This is a genomic window from Bradyrhizobium uaiense (genome assembly GCF_010811875.1).
GTDB classification, from domain to species: domain Bacteria; phylum Pseudomonadota; class Alphaproteobacteria; order Rhizobiales; family Xanthobacteraceae; genus Bradyrhizobium; species Bradyrhizobium uaiense.
In genome coordinates, this window is sequence record NZ_VKHP01000097.1 from 1 (window position 1) to 18,773 (window position 18,773).

Sequence of the window (18,773 nt, forward strand, 5' to 3'; positions counted from 1 at the left end):
TATACTTCGACGTATCCATCCCAATGCGGATAATCTCTCTCACGGACGGCTCCCTTGTCTGAGATTTGCAACAACCTCATTCTGGCACACTGATGCCGTAGGGGGCCGTCCACCCCATCAACCACCGACGCCTGTTGCGGACGAAGCCGTCGCGGCGTGTGCCCCTTCCGCGGGCCGCGGCGTATGGGTCCCGGCCCCCGTGCGCAATCGCGCACTAGGCCGGGACGACGTCGAACCAGCGGACGACGATGTTGAACCAATTCGCGTCCATTGCCGACCAACAGCTGCCCACCTTTTCGCGGCGGGCTGCCCTGCGCCCCGATCTTGGGCTACGGTGCCGCCGTCTCGTCCTTCAGGAGTTGCCCTGTCATGTCGACCAGCTGGATCGTTATCGGCGTCATCGTCCTTCTCGTGCTGTTTGCGTTCGGCGCCTACAACCGCCTGGTTGCGCTCGGCCAGCGGGTCAGCCAGGCCTTTGCCGACATCGACGTGCAGCTCAAGCAGCGCCACGACCTGATCCCGAACCTCGTCGAGATCGTGAAGGGCTATGCCGCGCATGAGCGCGGCACGCTCGACGACGTCATCAAGGCGCGCAATTCGGCGATCTCGGCGCAGGGTCCGGCCCAAGTCTCGGCGGCGGAGAACCAGCTCTCCGGCGCGCTCGGCCGGCTGATCGCGCTGTCGGAAGCCTATCCGGACCTCAAGGCCAACGCCAATTTCCAGCAGCTCGCCTCCGAGCTGTCCGATCTCGAGAACAAGATCGCCGCCAGCCGGCGCTTCTTCAACAACGCGGTCCAGGAATACAACACCGGCATCCAGCAGATGCCGGCCGCGCTGTTCGCCGGCATGTTCGGCTTCACCCGCAAGGATTTCTTCGACCTCGGCGCCAGCCGCACGGAGGTCGAGGCGGCACCGAGCGTGAAGTTCTGAGGCGCAACGCGCGCCGGCGAGAGGCTGCTCCGTCATGGCCGCCTATGGTCTCTACACGCATATCGCATCGAACAAGTTTCGTTCGATGCTGCTGCTCGCCGGCCTGTTCCTGCTGATCTACGTGCTGGTCTATGCCGGCGCGCTGGTCGCGGAGGTGATGGTCGATAGCGGCCGCACGGTCGACTACTATCTGACGCGGGCCTCGCGCGACCTGGTGTCGGCCTTCCCGTGGGCAACGATCGCAGCCGCGGCCTGGATCGTGATCGCCTATTTCTTCCACCAGAAGATGATCGATGCCGTCACCGGCGGCGAGAGCGTGACGCGGCAGCAGCAGCCGCGGCTCTACAATCTCCTGGAAAATCTCTGCATCTCGCGCGGCATCCCGATGCCGAAGCTGAAGGTGATGGACAGCCCGGCGCTGAATGCGTTCGCGACCGGCCTCAACCCGCGGCAATACTCCATCACGGTCACCACCGGTCTGTTGAAGGCGCTTGATGATCAGGAGATCGAGGCCGTGCTCGGCCACGAGCTCACCCACATCAAGAACGGCGACGTCCAGCTGATGGTGGTCGCGGTGATCATCGCCGGCGTGGTCGGCTTCCTCGGCGAGCTGTTCTTCCGCCTGTTCACGAATCTGTCGTGGAACTCGAGCGGCGGCGGAGGCGGCTGGTCGTCGTCGTCATCCTCCTCATCGTCGAGGTCTTCCTCGGACCGCGACAGCAAAGGCTCCGGCGGCGGCGCCATCATCGTCATCATCATCGCGGTTGCGCTGATCATGCTGGCCTGGCTGCTGTCGCAGGTGGTCAAGCTGGCGCTGTCCCGGTCACGCGAATTTCTTGCCGATGCCGGATCGGTCGAACTGACCAAGAACCCCGATGCGATGATCTCGGCGCTGCGCAAGATCGAGAACCGCGGCGAGCTGCCGGACGCGACCTCGGCGGTGATGGAACTCTGCGTCGACAATCCGCGCGAGGGCTTTGCCGACCTGTTCGCCACCCATCCATCAGTAAAGTCCCGGGTCGATGCCCTGGTGAAATATGCCGGCGGCCACGATCCCGGGCCGCTGGCGTTGCCGGATGACACATCGGACCAGACGGAGCCGCAGGATCAGCCGCCCACGCCGGGCGGCCAGCCTCCGCCGGTCACGCATGGCCCGTGGGGTGATCCGCCGCCGGCACAACCGAACACCCCACCGCCGCTGCCGGGCACCAGCCCCGCGCAAGGACCGTTCGGGCCTCTCCAGGGCCCACTCCAGGGACCCTGGGGCAGGCACCGCTGATTGCGCGCTAGGCACCTCAGTCCATTAAGGAAATCCCCACCAAACCGATCATGGTCGCCTTCAGGAATTGAATTCTCCCTCGTTTCTGCCATGTTCGCGCCCAAAGCAGTGTGGGGACTTGCCGATCGCCATCGCGGTCGGGAGCGCGCTTTCAAGGGATTTCCATGGCAAAGCCGGTTGTGATCGTGGTGGGCGCTGACAAGGGCGGGGTCGGCAAGACCACCGTCTCGCGGACGCTCCTGGACTATTTCAGTGCCAACAATGTGCAGACCCGGGCGTTCGACACCGAGTCGCCGCGCGGCACGCTGAAGCGCTTCCACCCCGACGTCACCGAGATCGTCGACATGACGACGACCGCGGACCAGATGAAGATCTTCGATACGCTGAACTCGGGACCGGCGGTCACCGTGATCGACGTCCGCGCCGGCCTGCTCTCGCCCGCGCTGGCCTCGCTGCGCGATATCGGCTTCCTCGACGCGGCGCGCTCCGGCCAGATCACCTTCGCCGTGTTCCACATCCTGGGCCCGTCGATCGCGTCGCTGGACGAGATCGCCGAGACCGCCGGCTTCATGGGCGGCGCGAAGTACTTCCTGGTGAAGAACTTCATCAACGACACCCAGTTCTTCCAGTGGGACCAGGCGACCTACAATTCCTACTTCCATCGCATCAAGGATGCGACCGACCTCACGATCCCCAAGCTCAACGAAATGGCTTACGAGCAGGTCGAGGTCTCCTCGGTGCCGTTCCTGAAATTCGTCGCCAACAAGGGCATCAACGACGACGCCGCCAACTACTCCTTCGTGCTGCGCGGCTATGTCCGGCACTGGCTCGCCAATGTCTGGAGCGAGTACGACCGGATCAAGCTGACCGACCTGGTCGGCGCCAAGTCGGCCAAGGGCGAAAAATAGCCGAGCCTGGCGGCAGCGAAAAAGTCGCGCCCGGGGCAGCGAAAAAGTCGCGCCCGGGGCAGCGAAAAAGTCGCGCCCGGGGCAGCGATGGGGCTGGATTAGGCGAAAATTTGGCCTGATATAGCGGGCGATGTCATCCACGCCCGTTTACATCATCTGCTCGCCCCGCCCGCAGGTCGGCAAGACGCTGATCGCGCGGCTGCTCGGCGAATTCCTGCTGCTCAAGAACGGCGATGTGGTCTGCTACGACATCAACCTGAAGGAACCGTCGCTGCTCGACTATCTGCCGCGGATCACGGAAACCGCTGACGTGATCGACACCTATGGCAAGATGCAGCTGATGGACCGGCTCATCGTCAATGACGGCATCGCCAAGGTGGTGGACCTCGGCTACCACGCCTTCGACGAATTCTTCAAAATGTGCGACCAGATCGGGCTGATGAAGGAGGCGCTGCGCCGCCGCGTCGCGCCCGTCATCCTGTATGTCGCCGATACCGACCGCGCCTCGGTGCGCGGCTACCAGACGCTGACTGGCCTGATCCCGCCGAACGCGCTCGTCGTGATCGACAATGAATTCGTGGTGCGCGGCGAGCTGCCGCCGATCATGACCAGTAGCCGGGTGCTGCGCTTCCGCGCGCTGCCGGTGTTCCTGAAGACCTATATCGACCGGCTGACCTTCTCCTTCACCGGCTATCTGCGCCAGGAGAAGGATTCATCGACCGAGCTGCATCAGTGGATCCGGAAGAACTACACGACGTTCCGGGATCTTGAGCTGAGCATGCTGTTGCAGCGGGGATAGCTCTACTCCCTCGCCCCGCTCTTGCGGGGAGAGGGTTGGGGTGAGGGGCTGGTTCCGCGAATTCAATCGAGACTGGAGTACGCGGAGAGTCCCCCTCACCCGGATCGCATCTTCGATGCGATCCGGCCTCTCCCCGCACGCGGGGCGAGGCAAAGAAATCAATGCCCCTCGAACGCCATCAGCGTGCGCACCGGAACGTCCATCGCGCGCAGCTTGGCGGCGCCGCCGAGGTCGGGCAGGTCGACGATGAAACAGGCCGCGACCACGTTGGCGCCGATCTGGCGCAGCAGCTTCACCGCGCCCTCGGCGGTACCGCCGGTCGCGATCAGATCGTCGATCAGGATCACGCGCTCGCCGGGCTGCACGGCGTCGGCGTGCATCTCCATCTCGTCGATGCCATATTCCAGCGAGTAGGCGATCCGCACCGTGGTGTGCGGCAGCTTGCCCTTCTTGCGGATCGGCACGAAGCCGGCGGAGAGCTGATGCGCCACCGCGCCGCCAAGGATGAAGCCCCGCGCCTCGATGCCCGCGACCTTGTCGACTTTCGCGCCCGCCCAGGGATGCACCAGCTCGTCGACCGCCCGGCGGAAGGCGCGGGCATCCGCGAGCAAGGTCGTGATGTCGCGAAACAGGATGCCCTTCTTCGGGTAGTCCGGGATGGTGCGAACGGTCGCCTTGATGTCGTGGTCGAAGGTCATTGGTCTCGCAATCCTCAATTGGCCGGCGGATTAAGCCGGAATGCATTCTCGACAATACGCAGGCCGACCTCATTGCCGAGCGACATCAGCGATTCCGGATGGAATTGCACGCCGCCGACCGGCAGGGTCTTGTGCTCGATCACCATCGCGACGCCGTCTTCGGTGGTCGCGGTCACCGTCAGCACCTCGGGCACGCTGTCGCGCTCGACATAGAGCGAGTGGTAGCGGCCGATCACGATCTCATTGGGCAAATTGTGCATCAGCCTGCCGCCGCGCACCTGGACGCGTGAGGGACGGCCATGCGCGGGCTGAGTGAGCTGGCCGAGCTCGCCGCCGAAATATTCGCCGATCGCCTGCACGCCGAGGCATACGCCGAAGATCGGCAGCTGCTTCTTGAGCGCCGTGTCGATGGTTTTGGCGATGCCGAAATCCTCCGGGCGACCGGGTCCAGGCGACAGCACCAGCAGGTCCCAGCCCTTCTTCTTGAGCATGTCCTGGGCATGGACGTGCCGGACCACGGTGACGTTGGCGCCGACCTGGCGGAAATAATCCGCCAGCATGTGCACAAAACTGTCGTCGTGATCGATCAGCAGCACGTTCTTGCCCGAGCCGGTGGCATCGGGTGCGAAATCCGACAGCGGCTTCGGCGGATCGCCGCGCAGCGCCTGGAACAGCGCCGCCGCCTTGACCTGGCACTCGCGGTCCTCGGCTGCGGGATCTGAGTCGAACAAACAGGTGGCGCCGACCCGCACCTCGGCGAGACCGTCCTTCATGCGGATGGTGCGGATGGTGAGGCCGGTGTTGATGCTGCCGTCGAAATTCACGCAGCCAATCGCGCCAGCATACCAGCGCCGCGGCGACCGCTCATGGTCCTCGACGAACTGCATCGCCCACAGCTTCGGCGCGCCGGTCACGGTCACGGCCCAGGCATGGGTCAGGAAGGCGTCGAGCGAATCGAAGCCCGGCCGCAGCATGCCCTCGACGTGATCGACGGTGTGGAACAGCTTCGAATAGGTCTCGATCTGGCGCCGCGCCAGCACCTTGATGGTGCCGGGCACGCAGACCCGCGCCTTGTCGTTGCGGTCGACGTCGGTGCACATGTTGAGCTCGAACTCGTCCTTCTCCGAGTTCAGCAGCTTGCGGATCTGCTCGGCATCGCCGATCGAATCCGAACCGCGCGCAATGGTGCCCGAGATCGGGCAGGTCTCGACCCGGCGGCCGTCGGAGCGGACGAACATCTCCGGCGAGGCGGAGACCAGGAATTCGCCGTCGCCGAGATTCATCAGCGCGCCATAGGGCGATGGATTGATGCGGCAGAGCCGTTGGAACACTTCCGCCGGCGAGCGCTCGCAAGGCTCGGCAAACAGCTGCCCGGGCACCGCCTCGAACAGATCGCCGCGGGCGAATGCCGCGCGCGCGACTTCAACCGTCGCCTGATATTCGCCCGGGGCGTGATCGGCAAAACCCTGCCGTCCGGTCTTGGCGTAGAGGCTCGGCGCGGTCTCATGCGACTGGCCTGCGGTCGATCTGCCCTTCCACGAGAACTCGTAACTGAGCGCCACGCCGCGGCCGGTGGCGCGGTCATAGGCCAGCAGCCGGTCCGGCACATAGAGCACGATGTCGCGCTGGTCGGCCTCGCGGGTGCGCTTCTGCACGATGTCCTCGATCTGGAACACGAGGTCGTAGGCGAAGGCGCCGAACAGGCCGAGCAGTGGATCGGCATTGGAGGTGAATGCCGCCACCATGTCGCGAACCAGCGACATCACGCTGGCGCGGCGGGTCCGCTGGTCTTCCTCAACCGGCGCGGCGCCGCGGATGATATGGCCGGAGAGTTTCGTTGCGCTGCGCTCCGAGATCACGACGCAGGGCTCGCGCAGCACGTCGCCGAGGAAGGCGATCAGGACTTCGCCGCGCGGGTTCAGCGCCTGCAACGAGAAGTTAGTGCCCGACGTCTCCAGCACCAGCGGGGGATCGGCAAAGCCGAGGTCAAAGCTCTCGTAGCGGCCCGGCACCGTCGTGCCCGAGGACAGCACCACGCCGCGGCGGCGGTCGAGCAGTGCGATCAGATCATCGAGACGGTTGGCACCGCCGCTGAACTGCTCGACCACACGAGCGACGGCAAGGCCGCCATTGGTGAGGTATTCGCTCTTGGCCGGCAGGGAGAAGACTGTCCTGTTCATGTGATCCTCTTACGAGACTTGCCGAGAGAGCGCCACACAGGACAAACGAAGGAGACCGTCGCACTGCGATGGCGACCTTCGACGTTTTGGAAAATGAAAACGCACCGGCCACCTATGAGAAGGTGGGCCACCAACGACGGGATGGACTGGCAACGGTGCTCATGGGCGCTACTCACCACCCGGCGCGGGCCGTGTCAAGGGATCGCCCGGCACCCCTGCCCCAATCCTGGACGGCATCTTGGGGCTTTGAGAGGACGGGAATCCGCGTAGGATTTATCGAAATGGCGGCCGATCGGCCGCCCAAAAAACAGACAGATGGCGGAGGCGCAGATGGCGATTTTGGGTCTCGGATATGCCGGCTTCGGCTCCGACGCGCTCGACGACTGGCGGCAATTCGGCACCGGCCTGGTCGGGTTGCAGGCGATCGAGCACGGCAACTCGCTGCTCGCCTTCCGGATGGACGACCGCAAGCAACGCATCGTGATCGACCGCGCGCAGGGCGAAAGCGTCAGGTTCTTCGGCTGGGAGGTGGCTGATGCGGTCGCCCTCGATGCGCTGGCGGCGCGACTGGAGCGCGCCGGCGTCGCCGTCACTGCCGAGCCGCAGACCCTGGCCGATGCCAGGCGGGTGCGCGGCCTGATCTCGTTTCGGGATCCGGCGGGCAATCGTCTCGAGGCGTTTCACGGCGCCGAGATCGACGACACGCCGTTCAGGCCGGGACGCTCGATCTCCGGTTTCCGCACCGGGCCGCTCGGCCTCGGGCACGCCGTGCTGACGGTCGAGAATCTCGTCCCTGTCATGAGCTTCTATGTCGACGTGCTCGGCTTCGCGCTCAGCGACTACATCGAGAAGCCGTTCCGCGCTTACTTCTTCCACGTCAACGCCCGCCACCACTCGCTGGCGCTGATCGAGACCGGCAGCAACGGCATGCATCATCTGATGGTCGAGCTGTTCTCGCTCGACGATGTCGGCCAAGCCTACGACATCGCGCAGCAGGAGGACCGGATCAACGTGACGCTCGGCCGCCACACCAACGATTTGATGACGTCGTTCTACGCCAAGTCGCCGTCGGCGTTCATGGTCGAGTGCGGCTGGGGCGGCCGCGAGATCGACCCTGCGAACTGGACACCGTTCGAGATGCATGACGGCCCGAGCCTGTGGGGCCACGAGCGCGTCTGGCTGTCAGCGGAGGATCGCGCCATCGCGCGCGAGATGCGGATGCGTGCCGCCGCCGAGGGCAAGCGCGCGCCGGTGCAGGTGATGGAAGGCAATTTCAAGCTGATGGCGGGCACCTGCCCGTGGTGGGACGGGGTGCGCGGTTCATAACGACTTACGTCGTCCCGGCGAAAGCCGGGACCCATAACCACAGGGTGCAGTTGTCTGGCGCGATGACTGCCAACGTGCCCATTACCACAGCCGCGGCGTATGGGTCCCGGCCTTCGCCGGGACGACGCCGGTGGACTTGGCGACACTCAGCCCAAATGCTTCCTGAAAAACTCGGTGGCGCGGTCCCAGGCGAGCTCCGCGCACTGGCGGTCATGTACCGACAGGCGCTGCTCGTTGCCAAAACCGTGCTCGGCGTCATAGCGGAACAGCTCCAGCGATTTGCCGGCGGCCTTCATCGCTTTCTCGAAGCCATCGACCAGCGCCGGCGTGCACCAATCGTCCTTGGTGGCAAAGTGCCCCTGCAGCGGAATCCTGACGTCCGCAGGCTTCGCCGCCTGCTCCGGCGGAATGCCGTAGAACACCACGCCGGCCGTCAGTTCCGGGATCTTGGTGGCGCCGATGATGGTCACCGCGCCGCCGAGACAGAAGCCGGTGAGGCCGACCTTGGCGCCGTTCTTGGCAAGATATTGCGCAGCGCCACGCACGGTCTGCGTGGTGGCATCCATGAAATCCAGCGAGTTCATCTCTTTGCCGGCGGCGTCGGTGTCGTGATACGGCACCACCTTGCCCTTGTAGAGATCGGGCGCCAGCGCATCGAAACCGGCCCGCGCGAAGCGGTCGCACATTCCCTTGATCTGGTCCTGCAGGCCCCACCATTCCTGGATCACGACCACGCCCGGTGCGTTGCCGCGCGCGGCATTGGCAAGATAGCCCGACGCGTCCTTGCCGTCCGGACGCTTGAAGGTGATGCTGGTACCCATGAGTTCCTCCGCAATGTTTGCCGGCTGATTGGCCAGCATCTTGTCCGCACTTGCGGACGGACGCAAATCCATTCGCCGTCATCGCGAGCCAAACAAAAAAGCCCCCGAAGGGGCTTTTTCAAAGTCTCGCGACCGTAGCCGAGGCTCAGTGGGCGTCGGCCCAGACCTTGCGCTTGGTGAAGTACATCAAGAACGCGAAGATGATCAGGAACACGAACACCTGCATGCCGATCCGCTTGCGCTCTTCCATGTGCGGCTCCGCGGCCCACATCAGGAAGGTGGTGACGTCGTGCGCATACTGCTTGACCGTCGCCGGCGAGCCATCGTCGAAGGTCACCTGACCGTCGGACAGCGGCTTCGGCATCTTGATGGCGTGGCCGGGGAAGTACTTGTTGTAGTACGAGCCTTCCGGGATCGTGACGCCGGCCGGAACCTTCTCCTCGAAGCCCTGCAGGATGGCGTCGACGTAGTCGGGGCCCTGCTCCTGATACTGGCTGAAGAAGTCGATCACGAACTGCGGGAAGCCGCGCTTGTAGGACCGCGCTTTGGTGATCAGCGAGAGATCGGGCGGCGCCGCGCCGCCATTGGCTGCGCGCGCGGCCTGCTCGTTCGGGAACGGCGACGGGAAGTAGTCCGCCGGGCGGCCAGGACGCTCGAACATCTCGCCCTGGTCGTTCGGGCCGTCCTTGATCTTGTACTCGGACGCAAATGCGGCCGCCTGCGCCTCCGAATAGCCGGGGCCGCCGGCATCGGCGAGGTTGCGGAACGCGACATAGGACAGGCCGTGGCAGGCCGAGCAGACTTCCTTGTAGACCTTCAGGCCACGCTGCAGCGAGCCGCGGTCATACTTGCCGAAAGGGCCCGAGAACGACCATGCCTGGGCCGGCGGAGCATTGCCACCCTCCTCGGCCTTGGCGGTCTGGGTGCCGCCCACCAGCAGGCTGCCGGCAACCACCATCGCGAGCATCACCGAGGCTGCGGTCGCGGCCCTGCCCTTGCTCTTCGCCAGCACGTCGTCGGCGATCGAATTCGGCAGCGGGCGCGGCGTCTCGATGCGGGCGAGCAGCGGCAGCACGATCAGGAAGTAGGCGAAGTAGCAGACCGTCAGGATGCGGCCGGCGATCACATAGATGCCTTCCGGCGGCTGCGAACCGAGATAGCCGAGCAGGATGCAGACCACCACGAAGATCCAGAAGAACTGCTTGGCCAGCGGACGATACTTCGACGAGCGGGTCCGTGCGCTGTCGAGCCAGGGCAGGAAGCACAGGATGATGATCGCCGAGAACATCGCCACGACGCCGGCGAGCTTGTTCGGGATCGAGCGCAGGATCGCGTAGAACGGCAGGTAATACCATTCAGGCACGATGTGCGCCGGGGTCACGCCGGGGTTCGCCGGGATGTAGTTGTCGGCGTCACCGAGATAGTTCGGCATGTAGAAGATGAACCAGGCGAAGAAGATCAGGAAGCACGACACACCGAACGCGTCCTTGATCGTCGCATAGGGCGTGAACGGCACGGTGTCCTTCTCGGTCTTGGCCTCGACGCCGGCCGGGTTGTTCTGACCCGCGACGTGCAGCGCCCAGACGTGCAGCACGACCACGCCGGCGATCACGAACGGCAGCAGGTAGTGCAGCGAGAAGAAGCGGTTCAGCGTCGGGTTGCCGACCGAATAGCCGCCCCACAGCAGCGTCACGATGCTCTCGCCGAAATAGGGCACGGCCGAGAACAGGTTGGTGATGACGGTGGCGCCCCAGAAGCTCATCTGGCCCCACGGCAGCACGTAGCCCATGAAGCCGGTCGCCATCATCAGGAGGTAGATGATGACGCCGAGGATCCACAGCACCTCGCGCGGCTCCTTGTACGACCCGTAATAGAGACCGCGGAACATGTGGATGTAGACGGCGAAGAAGAACATCGACGCGCCGCAGGCGTGCATGTTGCGCAGCAGCCAGCCGTAATTGACGTCGCGGACGATCAGCTCGACCGACTTGAAGGCGAGATCGGCATGCGGCGTGTAGTGCATCGCCAGGATCACGCCGGTCAGGATCTGCAGCGCCAGCATCATCGAAAGGATGGCGCCGAAGGTCCACCAGTAGTTCAGATTGCGCGGCGTCGGATAGGCCACGAACGAGGAGTGGATCAGGCCGAAGATCGGAAGGCGCCGTTCGATCCACTTCAAGGCGGGGTTGCTCGGTTGGAAATCAGATGGTCCGCTCATTGATGCGATCCTGAAGAAGAAAAACGACGCGATGGGTCCAAAGGGAAGCCGAAGCCCCGGGGGTCCGGGACTTAGCCGATCTGGATTTTGGTGTCGGAAAGGAAGGCGTAGGGCGGCACCGCCAGGTTGGCGGGCGCCGGCCCCTGGCGGATACGACCGGAGGAATCGTACTGCGAGCCGTGGCAGGGGCAGAAGAAGCCGTCGTAATTGCCCTCATGGGCGATCGGGATACAGCCGAGATGGGTGCAGATGCCGATCACGACCAGCCACTGGTCGTGGCCGGCCTTGACGCGGGCCGAGTCGGGCTGCGGATCGGGCAGGCTCGAGAGCGCCACGCTCTGGGCTTCCTGGATCTGCTTCTTGGTGCGGTGGCTGATGTAGATCGGCTTGCCGCGCCAGAACACCTTGATGTCCTGGCCCTCGACGATCGGTGCCAGATCGACCTGGATCGGCGCGCCGGCCGCGATCGTCGCGGCGTCCGGGTTCATCTGGGCAACCAGCGGCCAGACGGTGGCGGCTGCGCCGACCGCGGCGGCAGCTCCGGTTGCAACAAAGAGAAAATCACGGCGTGTCGGATGGTCCGCCGAAGACGCTGTCGTCACGATTCCTAGCCCTTTCTTTTCTGCAGCCGGTGGAACCGCCCCAGAGACGCTGGGAAGCGCCCCAAGAAAGGCTGCCGGCGCCCGCGGCCCCCGCGGCGGCAGAAAACCGCTATTCCCCACCCCAAATGGCGGAACAGCAGTCCAGAATCGTTCTATTGGCACCCTTGCCGGACGAGCGCAAGCCCGCTATCGGCTCGCACACGTGCAATGCACGAAATCCGCGCCGAGCGATGTTTTATTGAGACAATTTCATCCGGATTTCACAGGTCGTCCGCACCATGCAGATCGCGCTGTTCCAGCCCGACATCCCCCAGAATACAGGGACGATTCTGCGCCTCTGCGCCTGCCTGGACGTGTCGGCCCATATCATCGAACCGGCGGGATTCGACACCTCGGACCGGAATTTCCGCCGGGCGGGTATGGACTATCTCGACCATGTACGGTTGAAGCGTCACGACTCATGGTCGAAATTCGAGGAATGGCGCGCCGAGGCCGCCTGCCGGCTGGTCCTGTTCACGACCAAGGCGGCGAAATCCTACCTTGATTTCGAGTATATGGCCTCCGATGTCCTGCTGTTCGGGCGCGAGTCGGCAGGGGTGACCGACGCGGTGGTGGCCGCTGCCGATGCGAGGCTGCTGATTCCGATCAAGCCGACCATGCGTTCGCTCAATGTGGCCGTCACGGTGGCCATGGCCGTCGGCGAGGCGCTGCGGCAGACAGGTTCGGCAATTGCCGGATCGGCAACTTAAGGGATTTTTGGTGAGCTACGCGGTCAAGGAGATCTTTCTCACCCTGCAGGGCGAAGGCGCCCATGCGGGCCGCGCATCCGTGTTCTGCCGGTTTGCCGGCTGCAACCTCTGGAGCGGCCGCGAGCAGGACCGCGCCGGCGCGGTCTGCCGGTTCTGCGACACCGATTTCGTCGGCACCGACGGCACGCTGGGCGGCCGCTATGCCGACGCAGCGGAGCTCGCCGGCACCATTGCCGGGCAATGGACCGGGGGCGAGGCCGACCGCTACGTGGTCCTGACCGGCGGCGAGCCGCTGCTGCAGGTCGATACCGCCCTGATCGAGGCCCTGCACGGCCACGGCTTTGCGATCGCGATCGAGACCAACGGCACCATCGCCCCGCCCGACGGGCTCGATTGGATCTGCGTCAGCCCCAAGGCCGCGTCCGAGCTCGTGGTCCGCAAGGGGCACGAGCTCAAGCTGGTCTATCCGCAGCCGGAAAACGCGCCGGAGGATTTTGCAGGGCTCGCCTTCGAGTGCTTCTCGCTACAGCCGATGGACGGACCCGACGTGATCGAGAATACCGAACGGGCGATCGCCTATTGCCTGAAGCACCCGCAATGGCGCCTCAGCGTGCAGACGCACAAGACGCTCGGCATTAGATGAACTAACTGAAACTGGATTGTTGAAAGAGATGTGGGAATTGACGAAAGCGTTTCGGTTCGAGGCTGCGCATGCGCTGTCCGGAACGACCTTTGGCACGGCCAGCGAGGAGATTCACGGTCACTCGTTTCGAGCTGAGGTGACCGTCCGCGGCACGCCCGATCCGAAAACCGGGATGGTGATCGATCTCGGCCTGCTCGAGCGCGCCATGGCCGAGGTGCAGAAGACGCTCGATCATAAGTTCCTGAACAGGATCGAGGCGATCGGTGTCCCGACGCTGGAAAATCTCTCACGCTTCATCTGGGAGCGCCTGCAGCACGCCGGCAAGCTGACCCGCGTCAGCGTCCATCGCGACAGCTGCAACGAGAGCTGCACTTACTTCGGCCCGCAAGGTTAGTCATGCTGCCAACAGACCCCACCATCATCGAGGACCGCAAGGCGCGCGCGCGCAGCTGGTTCGAGGCGCTGCGCAACGACATCTGTGCCGCCTTCGAGACGCTCGAGGACGACGCCCCTTCCGCGCTCTACCCCGGCAATGCCGGCCGGTTCGTGCGCACCCCCTGGGATCGCACCGACCACACCGGCAAGCCCGGCGGCGGCGGTGTCATGTCGATCATGAAGGGCCGGCTGTTCGAAAAGGTCGGCGTGCATTGCTCGACCGTGCATGGCGAGTTCGCCCCGGAATTCCGCGCGCAGATTCCCGGCGCCGCCGACGATCCCAGATTCTGGGCCTCGGGCATTTCGCTGATCGCGCACCTGCGCAATCCGAACGTGCCCGCCGTGCACATGAACACCCGCTTCGTCGTCACCACGAAGGCGTGGTTCGGCGGCGGCGCCGACCTGACGCCGGTGCTGAACCGGCGGCGCACCCAGGAAGATCCCGATACGATCGCCTTCCATGCCGCGATGAAAGAGGCCTGCAGCGGGCCGAACGGCGTCGCCGACTACGACAAGTACAAGAAATGGTGCGACGACTATTTCTATCTGCCACACCGCAAGGAAGCCCGCGGCATCGGCGGCATTTTCTATGACTGGCACGACAGCGGCGACTGGGAGGCCGATCTCGCCTTCACCCAGGACGTCGGGCGCAGCTTCCTGAAGATCTATCCTGATCTCGTGCGGCGCAATTTCGCGAGCGACTGGAGTGCGGAGGATCGCGACGAGCAGCTGATCCGCCGCGGACGCTATGTCGAATTCAACCTGCTCTATGATCGCGGCACCATCTTCGGCCTGAAGACCGGCGGCAATGTCGATTCGATCCTGTCGTCGCTGCCGCCGGAGGTGAAATGGCCGTAATGAAGCTGCCGCGCGCGATGCTGATCGACATGGATGACACCATCCTGTCGGCCTATGGACGCCCCGAGATCGCCTGGAATACGATCACCGCCGAGTACGCCGCGGAGCTCGCGCCCCTGCCTCCGGATCAGGTCGCGACCGCGCTGCTCGCCTATGCACGGCAATTCTGGTCGACCGCCGAACCGATCTGGCGGATCAAGCTCGGCGAGGCGCGGCGGCTCACCGTGAAGGGCGGCTTCGCGGCGTTGGCGGCAGCCGGCCACCGGTCGCTGCCCGACGATCTCGCGGATCGCATCGCCGATCGCTTCACCGCCTATCGCGAGGAGGAGATGTTCGTCTTCCCCGGCGCGCATGAGGCGATCGATGCGTTCAAGGCGCTCGGCATCAAGCTCGCTCTGGTCACCAACGGCGCCGCCGACATGCAGCGCGCCAAGGTCGAGCGCTTCGCGCTCGGCCATCGCTTCGATCACATCCAGATCGAGGGCGAGCATGGCTTCGGCAAGCCGGAGGAGCGCGCCTATCTGCACGCGATGCAGGCACTTGGCGTGACCGCAGCCGATACCTGGATGATCGGCGACAATCTCGAGTGGGAAGTCGTGGCGCCGCAGCGGCTTGGCATCTATGCGATCTGGATGGATGTGCATGGTGTCGGACTGCCTCCGGGATCGATGATCAAGCCGGACCGCATCATCCGCTCGCTGAGCGAACTGGTTCCGGTCGCGCAGACATAGAAGCTGCGGCCGTTTTCACGGCAATCCACCGCGCAGAACGCCGGCCGTGATCGGACTGTCATCACCGGTCGCTAGCTTGCCGTCCGCGTCATCCAGCGCGGAGGGAAAATCATGGAACTGAAACCAGGCGATGTTGTCATGCTGAAGTCCGGCGGCCATCCGATCACGGTCGTCGAAGTCGACGAGGACAAGGTCGAGTGCCTGTGGATGGGAACGGACGGCGATCTGTTCCGCGAAACCTTGCCGCTCGTCGCACTCGAATCGACCGAGATCGATCCGGAAGATGACGAGGAAGACGAAGAAGAGGATGACGAGGAAGACGACGAGGAAGAAGAGGACGACGACGAGGACGGCGACCGCAAGAAGAAGCGCAAGGCTGCTTGAAAAAGCTGCGTAGGATTCCTCAGGCGATGCCGACCGGCGAACCGCCGGCAGCATCGCCTCCGCTTCTCGTCACAATGCGCGCAACGCGTCCGCAATCATCGCAGCGCCGCCGATCATGACCACGAGCTGATTGAGATATCGGCCAACGCTCACAGCCGATGGTCGCGGGTGAAACGGGAAACGGTCTGGTCGGCGATGCCGGACAACACCTGCGGATCGAGCGGAAAATCTGCGGCAAGCCACGCATCCTCGGCAAGCGTCAGGACATGCCCCAGCGCCGGTCCCTCGGCAATCCCGCGCGCGATGAAATCCGACGCCCTCAACGGAAAGTGCGGGGCGCGCCAGCGCTGCGGCAGCGTCGCGAGCGCACGCCACTGATCGACGTCGCGGCCCGCGCCGGTTCGCGCCCAGGCGAGCAGCAGCCGGTCGCGATAGGGCTCCTCGTCGAGCCGGTAGAGCCGGCGCTTGGCATGCGCTTCGTCCATGCCGGGCAAGCGCCACCAGCGATGGCCCATCGAATCGAGCGCCTTGGCTTCGGCATTGGAGAGCCGCAGCCGGCTCGCGATGCGCCGCGCGTCCTCGGTCACGGCAACCGTCAGCGCGGCAAGCCGGCGCATCGCGCTTGGCGCGAGCGTCATCAGTTGCTCGATCTCGATCATCGCCGCAAACGGCCCGGTATAGGCAACGCCGCCGAACAGCGGCAGCAGCAACCCGCCGTCACCCATCGCGACCACCGCGCCCGCAGCACCATTCGCCACCACGAGCTTGAGGATCTCCATCCGGATGCGCTCGGCCGACAGGCCGCTCAAGCCGGCGCGCCCGCTGACGCAGGCGAGATAACCGGCGCGATCGACCTCGCCGGCGGCATAGGCGGCGTGGAAACGGAAGAAGCGCAGGATGCGCAGATAATCCTCGGCGATCCGCTGGGCGGGATCGCCGATGAAGCGCACGCGCCTCGCCTCGATATCGGCGAGGCCGCCGACGTGATCGTGCACGACGCCATCGGCATCCACCGAAAGACCGTTGATGGTGAAGTCGCGCCGCTCGGCGTCGCGCACCCAGTCGCGTCCGAACGCCACCTTGGCCTTGCGGCCATAGGTCTCGGTGTCCTCGCGCAGCGTCGTCACCTCGAAGGGCTGGCTGTCGACGACGAGGGTCACCGTGCCGTGCTCGATTCCGGTCGGTACGCTCTTGATGCCTGCCCGTTTGGCGCGGCGGATCACCTCCTCCGGCAGCGCAGTGGTGGCGATGTCGATGTCGGCGAGCGGTATCCGCATCAGCGCGTTGCGCACGGCGCCGCCGATCACCCGCGCTTCCTCGCCGTCGGCATTGAGCAGGCTGAGCACGCGCGCCGCAGGCCCTGAAGCGAGCCATGGCGCGTCGGACAACAGGCGCACCTCGCTCATTTCTCAGCTCCCGGCACCAGCCTGCCATTCTCGATATGGGCGGGAACGTAGGTCGAGTTCGGCGGCGCGCCGGTCAATTCGGCCAGCAGCACGAAGCTCACGATGACCATCACCAGTGCCGCCAGCGTCAGCTTCGCCAGCATGTCGAGCGGCCAGGACGCCGGCAGCGTCACGCCGGACCGCGTCGCGATGAGGAAGATGGCATAGACCGCGAAAGGGACCAGAAAGATTCCGATCTCGGTCAACACCGTGCGGATCATGACAGATAGATCCGCTCATACAGCACCCGCAGGATGCCCGCGGTCGCGCCCCAGATGTAGCGTTCGGCGAACAGCATCGCGTAGTAGGACCGGTCCATGCCGCGGAATTCCTTGGTGTGGATCTGATGATTCTCGGGGTTCATCAGGAAGGCGAGCGGCACCTCGAACGCATCGACTACCTCGGCCTCATTGATCTCAAGTGCAAATCCCGGCTTCACCTTGGCGACCGTCGGCAGGATGCGGAAGCCGAACGCGGTGCCATAGAGGTCGAGATAGCCGACCGGGTCGATGAATTCCCGCTTCAGCCCAACTTCTTCGCAGGCCTCGCGCAGCGCGGCATCGAGCGGCGAGGCGTCGGTGGCGTCGATCTTGCCGCCGGGAAACGAGATTTGACCGGCGTGGCTCGACAGGTTGGGCGAACGCTGCGTCAACAGCACGGTCGGCTCGGGATGATCGACCACCGGGATCAGCACCGCGGCCGGCCGCACCGGTTGCTCCTGTGCGACGATCTCGAGCATGCGGTCGTTGCCGGAGTCTCCGGTGCGCGGAATGATATGCGGATCGACCAGGCCGGGCGGCACTTCGAAATTGAGCCGCGTGCGGGCCCGCGCGAAGAATTCCGTCGAGCTGATCGTCGCCGGCTTCACCTTCAGCAACGGCTCGTTCAAAGTGCGTCCCTCACCTGGCTGGCATCGGCCATCGCGAAAAATTCGCCGCCGGACTCGATGCCGAACATCTCCTGACCATCGACCATCCGCTGCTCGCCCATGTCAACCAGATCGTAGTAGAGCGCACGGGTGACCTTGGCCCACAGGTCGGCGCGGACATGCAGATAGGGCGTCAATCCGCCATCTTCGGCGGCCTCGAATCTGAGGCCATGGCCTTTCTCGCAATCGACCCAGTCGTCGACATTGGTGCGGAACCTGAGCAGACGGCCGCGCGCGTCTTCCTCGGTCAGCATTTCCACGGCAAGGAACGGCGCGTCGTCGACGCGGATGCCGACCTTCTCCACAGGTGTCACGAGAAAGTGCTTGCCGTCCTCGCGCTTCAGAATCGTGGAGAACAACCGTACCAGCGCGGGGCGACCGATCGGCGTTCCCATGTAGAACCAGGTGCCGTCAGGCGCGATTCGCATGTCGAGATCGCCGCAGAACGGCGGATTCCACAGGTGAACCGGCGGCAGCCCTTTGCGTCCGGCCGACCCCGATGTCGCAGCTTGATTGGCAGCGCTGGTGAGCCCTTCGAGGCCCCGCGTCTTGAGCCCCGTAGTTTCACTGCCGGAATCGCTCTGCCCTTGCTTCGCCATTGTTTGCCTTAAAGTTTCCTACCCTCAATCTGGCACATTTGGTGCACGTATCCTGAGATGTGGTCGGGATGTCATTCTCGCCACAACGTGATGCCGTTCATACCCTGAAATGCCGATAAGGTGGGGATAGTTTAATTCAACGAATACATGGCCTTCGCGCAGGTTTAGCATGAGGGCCAAGATGGCGACAGATGATGACGACGGATGGCGGCGCAGGAATGCTCACATCGTCGAGAAGGA

The 18,773-nt window shown here is 64.5% G+C and carries 20 protein-coding genes; 11 read left to right on the forward strand and 9 right to left on the reverse strand.

Annotated features, from left to right (window positions below; translation table 11 throughout):
• Positions 1–369 precede the first annotated feature (369 nt).
• The 4 genes from FNJ47_RS22435 to FNJ47_RS22450 all read left to right on the forward strand — a co-directional run bounded on the left by FNJ47_RS22435 (position 370) and on the right by FNJ47_RS22450 (position 3,916).
• Positions 370–930 carry a LemA family protein gene (locus tag FNJ47_RS22435; RefSeq protein ID WP_163156964.1) on the forward strand — a complete coding sequence of 187 codons (561 nt, stop codon included), beginning with the start codon at positions 370–372 and terminating at the stop codon, positions 928–930.
• 34 nt (positions 931–964) lie between these two features.
• A complete protein-coding gene (locus FNJ47_RS22440) occupies positions 965–2,209 on the forward strand; it encodes a M48 family metallopeptidase (protein WP_163156966.1) in 1,245 nt (414 codons plus the stop codon).
• A 164-nt stretch (positions 2,210–2,373) separates the two neighbouring features.
• The gene (locus FNJ47_RS22445) at positions 2,374–3,117 is read left to right on the forward strand and encodes a P-loop NTPase family protein (RefSeq protein ID WP_163156968.1); all 744 of its coding nucleotides are present in this window, start codon (positions 2,374–2,376) and stop codon (positions 3,115–3,117) included.
• Between the two features lie 130 nt (positions 3,118–3,247).
• A complete protein-coding gene (locus FNJ47_RS22450) occupies positions 3,248–3,916 on the forward strand; it encodes a P-loop NTPase family protein (protein ID WP_163156970.1) in 669 nt (222 codons plus the stop codon).
• Positions 3,917–4,074: 158 nt separating this feature from the next.
• Here the strand turns inward: FNJ47_RS22450 and FNJ47_RS22455 are convergent, their stop codons facing one another.
• Positions 4,075–4,614, reverse strand: a complete 540-nt coding sequence (locus FNJ47_RS22455; RefSeq protein ID WP_163156972.1) for an adenine phosphoribosyltransferase — start codon at positions 4,612–4,614, stop codon at positions 4,075–4,077.
• Between the two features lie 14 nt (positions 4,615–4,628).
• On the reverse strand, positions 4,629–6,794 hold the full coding sequence (locus tag FNJ47_RS22460) for an anthranilate synthase component I (protein ID WP_163156974.1): 2,166 nt from the start codon (positions 6,792–6,794) through the stop codon (positions 4,629–4,631).
• A gap of 330 nt (positions 6,795–7,124) precedes the next feature.
• Between FNJ47_RS22460 and FNJ47_RS22465 the strand changes: the two genes are divergently transcribed.
• Complete coding sequence (locus tag FNJ47_RS22465; protein WP_236000042.1) at positions 7,125–8,120, forward strand: VOC family protein; 996 nt, start codon at positions 7,125–7,127, stop codon at positions 8,118–8,120.
• Between the two features lie 146 nt (positions 8,121–8,266).
• Here the strand turns inward: FNJ47_RS22465 and FNJ47_RS22470 are convergent, their stop codons facing one another.
• The 3 genes from FNJ47_RS22470 to petA form a co-directional block, all read right to left on the reverse strand.
• Complete coding sequence (locus FNJ47_RS22470; protein ID WP_163156978.1) at positions 8,267–8,941, reverse strand: dienelactone hydrolase family protein; 675 nt, start codon at positions 8,939–8,941, stop codon at positions 8,267–8,269.
• Between the two features lie 145 nt (positions 8,942–9,086).
• Positions 9,087–11,159: a cytochrome c1 gene (locus tag FNJ47_RS22475; RefSeq protein ID WP_163156980.1), complete on the reverse strand. Its 2,073-nt coding sequence runs from the start codon at positions 11,157–11,159 to the stop codon at positions 9,087–9,089.
• Between the two features lie 71 nt (positions 11,160–11,230).
• Positions 11,231–11,761 carry a ubiquinol-cytochrome c reductase iron-sulfur subunit gene (petA, locus tag FNJ47_RS22480; protein ID WP_163156982.1) on the reverse strand — a complete coding sequence of 177 codons (531 nt, stop codon included), beginning with the start codon at positions 11,759–11,761 and terminating at the stop codon, positions 11,231–11,233.
• 278 nt (positions 11,762–12,039) lie between these two features.
• Here petA and FNJ47_RS22485 point away from each other — a divergent pair, with 278 nt between their 5' ends.
• From FNJ47_RS22485 to FNJ47_RS22510, 6 genes are all read left to right on the forward strand, one after another.
• On the forward strand, positions 12,040–12,510 hold the full coding sequence (locus FNJ47_RS22485; RefSeq protein WP_163156984.1) for a tRNA (cytidine(34)-2'-O)-methyltransferase: 471 nt from the start codon (positions 12,040–12,042) through the stop codon (positions 12,508–12,510).
• 10 nt (positions 12,511–12,520) lie between these two features.
• Positions 12,521–13,153, forward strand: coding sequence for a 7-carboxy-7-deazaguanine synthase (gene queE, locus FNJ47_RS22490; RefSeq protein ID WP_163156986.1), 633 nt, complete (start codon positions 12,521–12,523; stop codon positions 13,151–13,153).
• Between the two features lie 28 nt (positions 13,154–13,181).
• Positions 13,182–13,547, forward strand: a complete 366-nt coding sequence (locus FNJ47_RS22495) for a 6-pyruvoyl trahydropterin synthase family protein (protein ID WP_163156988.1) — start codon at positions 13,182–13,184, stop codon at positions 13,545–13,547.
• A 2-nt stretch (positions 13,548–13,549) separates the two neighbouring features.
• Positions 13,550–14,446 (forward strand): oxygen-dependent coproporphyrinogen oxidase, encoded by an 897-nt coding sequence (hemF, locus tag FNJ47_RS22500; protein ID WP_165445813.1) that lies wholly within the window; start codon positions 13,550–13,552, stop codon positions 14,444–14,446.
• Positions 14,437–15,177 carry an HAD family hydrolase gene (locus FNJ47_RS22505; RefSeq protein ID WP_163156990.1) on the forward strand — a complete coding sequence of 247 codons (741 nt, stop codon included), beginning with the start codon at positions 14,437–14,439 and terminating at the stop codon, positions 15,175–15,177. Before hemF ends, FNJ47_RS22505 begins: the two co-directional genes overlap by 10 nt.
• Before the next feature lie 111 nt (positions 15,178–15,288).
• Positions 15,289–15,561 (forward strand): YodC family protein, encoded by a 273-nt coding sequence (locus FNJ47_RS22510; RefSeq protein ID WP_163156992.1) that lies wholly within the window; start codon positions 15,289–15,291, stop codon positions 15,559–15,561.
• Positions 15,562–15,710: 149 nt separating this feature from the next.
• Here the strand turns inward: FNJ47_RS22510 and FNJ47_RS22515 are convergent, their stop codons facing one another.
• The 4 genes from FNJ47_RS22515 to FNJ47_RS22530 are packed head-to-tail and all read right to left on the reverse strand — an operon-like array spanning position 15,711 to position 18,533.
• Positions 15,711–16,967: a CCA tRNA nucleotidyltransferase gene (locus FNJ47_RS22515; protein ID WP_163156994.1), complete on the reverse strand. Its 1,257-nt coding sequence runs from the start codon at positions 16,965–16,967 to the stop codon at positions 15,711–15,713.
• The gene (locus FNJ47_RS22520; RefSeq protein ID WP_163156996.1) at positions 16,964–17,227 is read right to left on the reverse strand and encodes a DUF6111 family protein; all 264 of its coding nucleotides are present in this window, start codon (positions 17,225–17,227) and stop codon (positions 16,964–16,966) included. The genes FNJ47_RS22515 and FNJ47_RS22520 overlap by 4 nt, the downstream gene beginning before the upstream one ends.
• Positions 17,224–17,859 (reverse strand): CoA pyrophosphatase, encoded by a 636-nt coding sequence (locus FNJ47_RS22525; RefSeq protein ID WP_430649407.1) that lies wholly within the window; start codon positions 17,857–17,859, stop codon positions 17,224–17,226. Before FNJ47_RS22525 ends, FNJ47_RS22520 begins: the two co-directional genes overlap by 4 nt.
• A 32-nt stretch (positions 17,860–17,891) precedes the next feature.
• Complete coding sequence (locus FNJ47_RS22530; protein ID WP_163157001.1) at positions 17,892–18,533, reverse strand: DUF1285 domain-containing protein; 642 nt, start codon at positions 18,531–18,533, stop codon at positions 17,892–17,894.
• Positions 18,534–18,773 lie beyond the last annotated feature (240 nt).

Bases quoted from the DNA above. Each gene is read 5' to 3' on its own strand.
- FNJ47_RS22435 (WP_163156964.1), top strand. From the start codon at position 370: ATGTCGACCAGCTGGATCGTTATCGGCGTCATCGTCCTTCTCGTGCTG.
- FNJ47_RS22440 (WP_163156966.1), top strand. From the start codon at position 965: ATGGCCGCCTATGGTCTCTACACGCATATCGCATCGAACAAGTTTCGT.
- FNJ47_RS22445 (WP_163156968.1), top strand. From the start codon at position 2,374: ATGGCAAAGCCGGTTGTGATCGTGGTGGGCGCTGACAAGGGCGGGGTC.
- FNJ47_RS22450 (WP_163156970.1), top strand. From the start codon at position 3,248: ATGTCATCCACGCCCGTTTACATCATCTGCTCGCCCCGCCCGCAGGTC.
- FNJ47_RS22455 (WP_163156972.1), bottom strand. From the start codon at position 4,614: ATGACCTTCGACCACGACATCAAGGCGACCGTTCGCACCATCCCGGAC.
- FNJ47_RS22460 (WP_163156974.1), bottom strand. From the start codon at position 6,794: ATGAACAGGACAGTCTTCTCCCTGCCGGCCAAGAGCGAATACCTCACC.
- FNJ47_RS22465 (WP_236000042.1), top strand. From the start codon at position 7,125: ATGGCGATTTTGGGTCTCGGATATGCCGGCTTCGGCTCCGACGCGCTC.
- FNJ47_RS22470 (WP_163156978.1), bottom strand. From the start codon at position 8,941: ATGGGTACCAGCATCACCTTCAAGCGTCCGGACGGCAAGGACGCGTCG.
- FNJ47_RS22475 (WP_163156980.1), bottom strand. From the start codon at position 11,159: ATGAGCGGACCATCTGATTTCCAACCGAGCAACCCCGCCTTGAAGTGG.
- FNJ47_RS22485 (WP_163156984.1), top strand. From the start codon at position 12,040: ATGCAGATCGCGCTGTTCCAGCCCGACATCCCCCAGAATACAGGGACG.
- FNJ47_RS22495 (WP_163156988.1), top strand. From the start codon at position 13,182: ATGTGGGAATTGACGAAAGCGTTTCGGTTCGAGGCTGCGCATGCGCTG.
- hemF (WP_165445813.1), top strand. From the start codon at position 13,550: ATGCTGCCAACAGACCCCACCATCATCGAGGACCGCAAGGCGCGCGCG.
- FNJ47_RS22505 (WP_163156990.1), top strand. From the start codon at position 14,437: ATGGCCGTAATGAAGCTGCCGCGCGCGATGCTGATCGACATGGATGAC.
- FNJ47_RS22510 (WP_163156992.1), top strand. From the start codon at position 15,289: ATGGAACTGAAACCAGGCGATGTTGTCATGCTGAAGTCCGGCGGCCAT.
- FNJ47_RS22515 (WP_163156994.1), bottom strand. From the start codon at position 16,967: ATGAGCGAGGTGCGCCTGTTGTCCGACGCGCCATGGCTCGCTTCAGGG.
- FNJ47_RS22520 (WP_163156996.1), bottom strand. From the start codon at position 17,227: ATGATCCGCACGGTGTTGACCGAGATCGGAATCTTTCTGGTCCCTTTC.
- FNJ47_RS22530 (WP_163157001.1), bottom strand. From the start codon at position 18,533: ATGGCGAAGCAAGGGCAGAGCGATTCCGGCAGTGAAACTACGGGGCTC.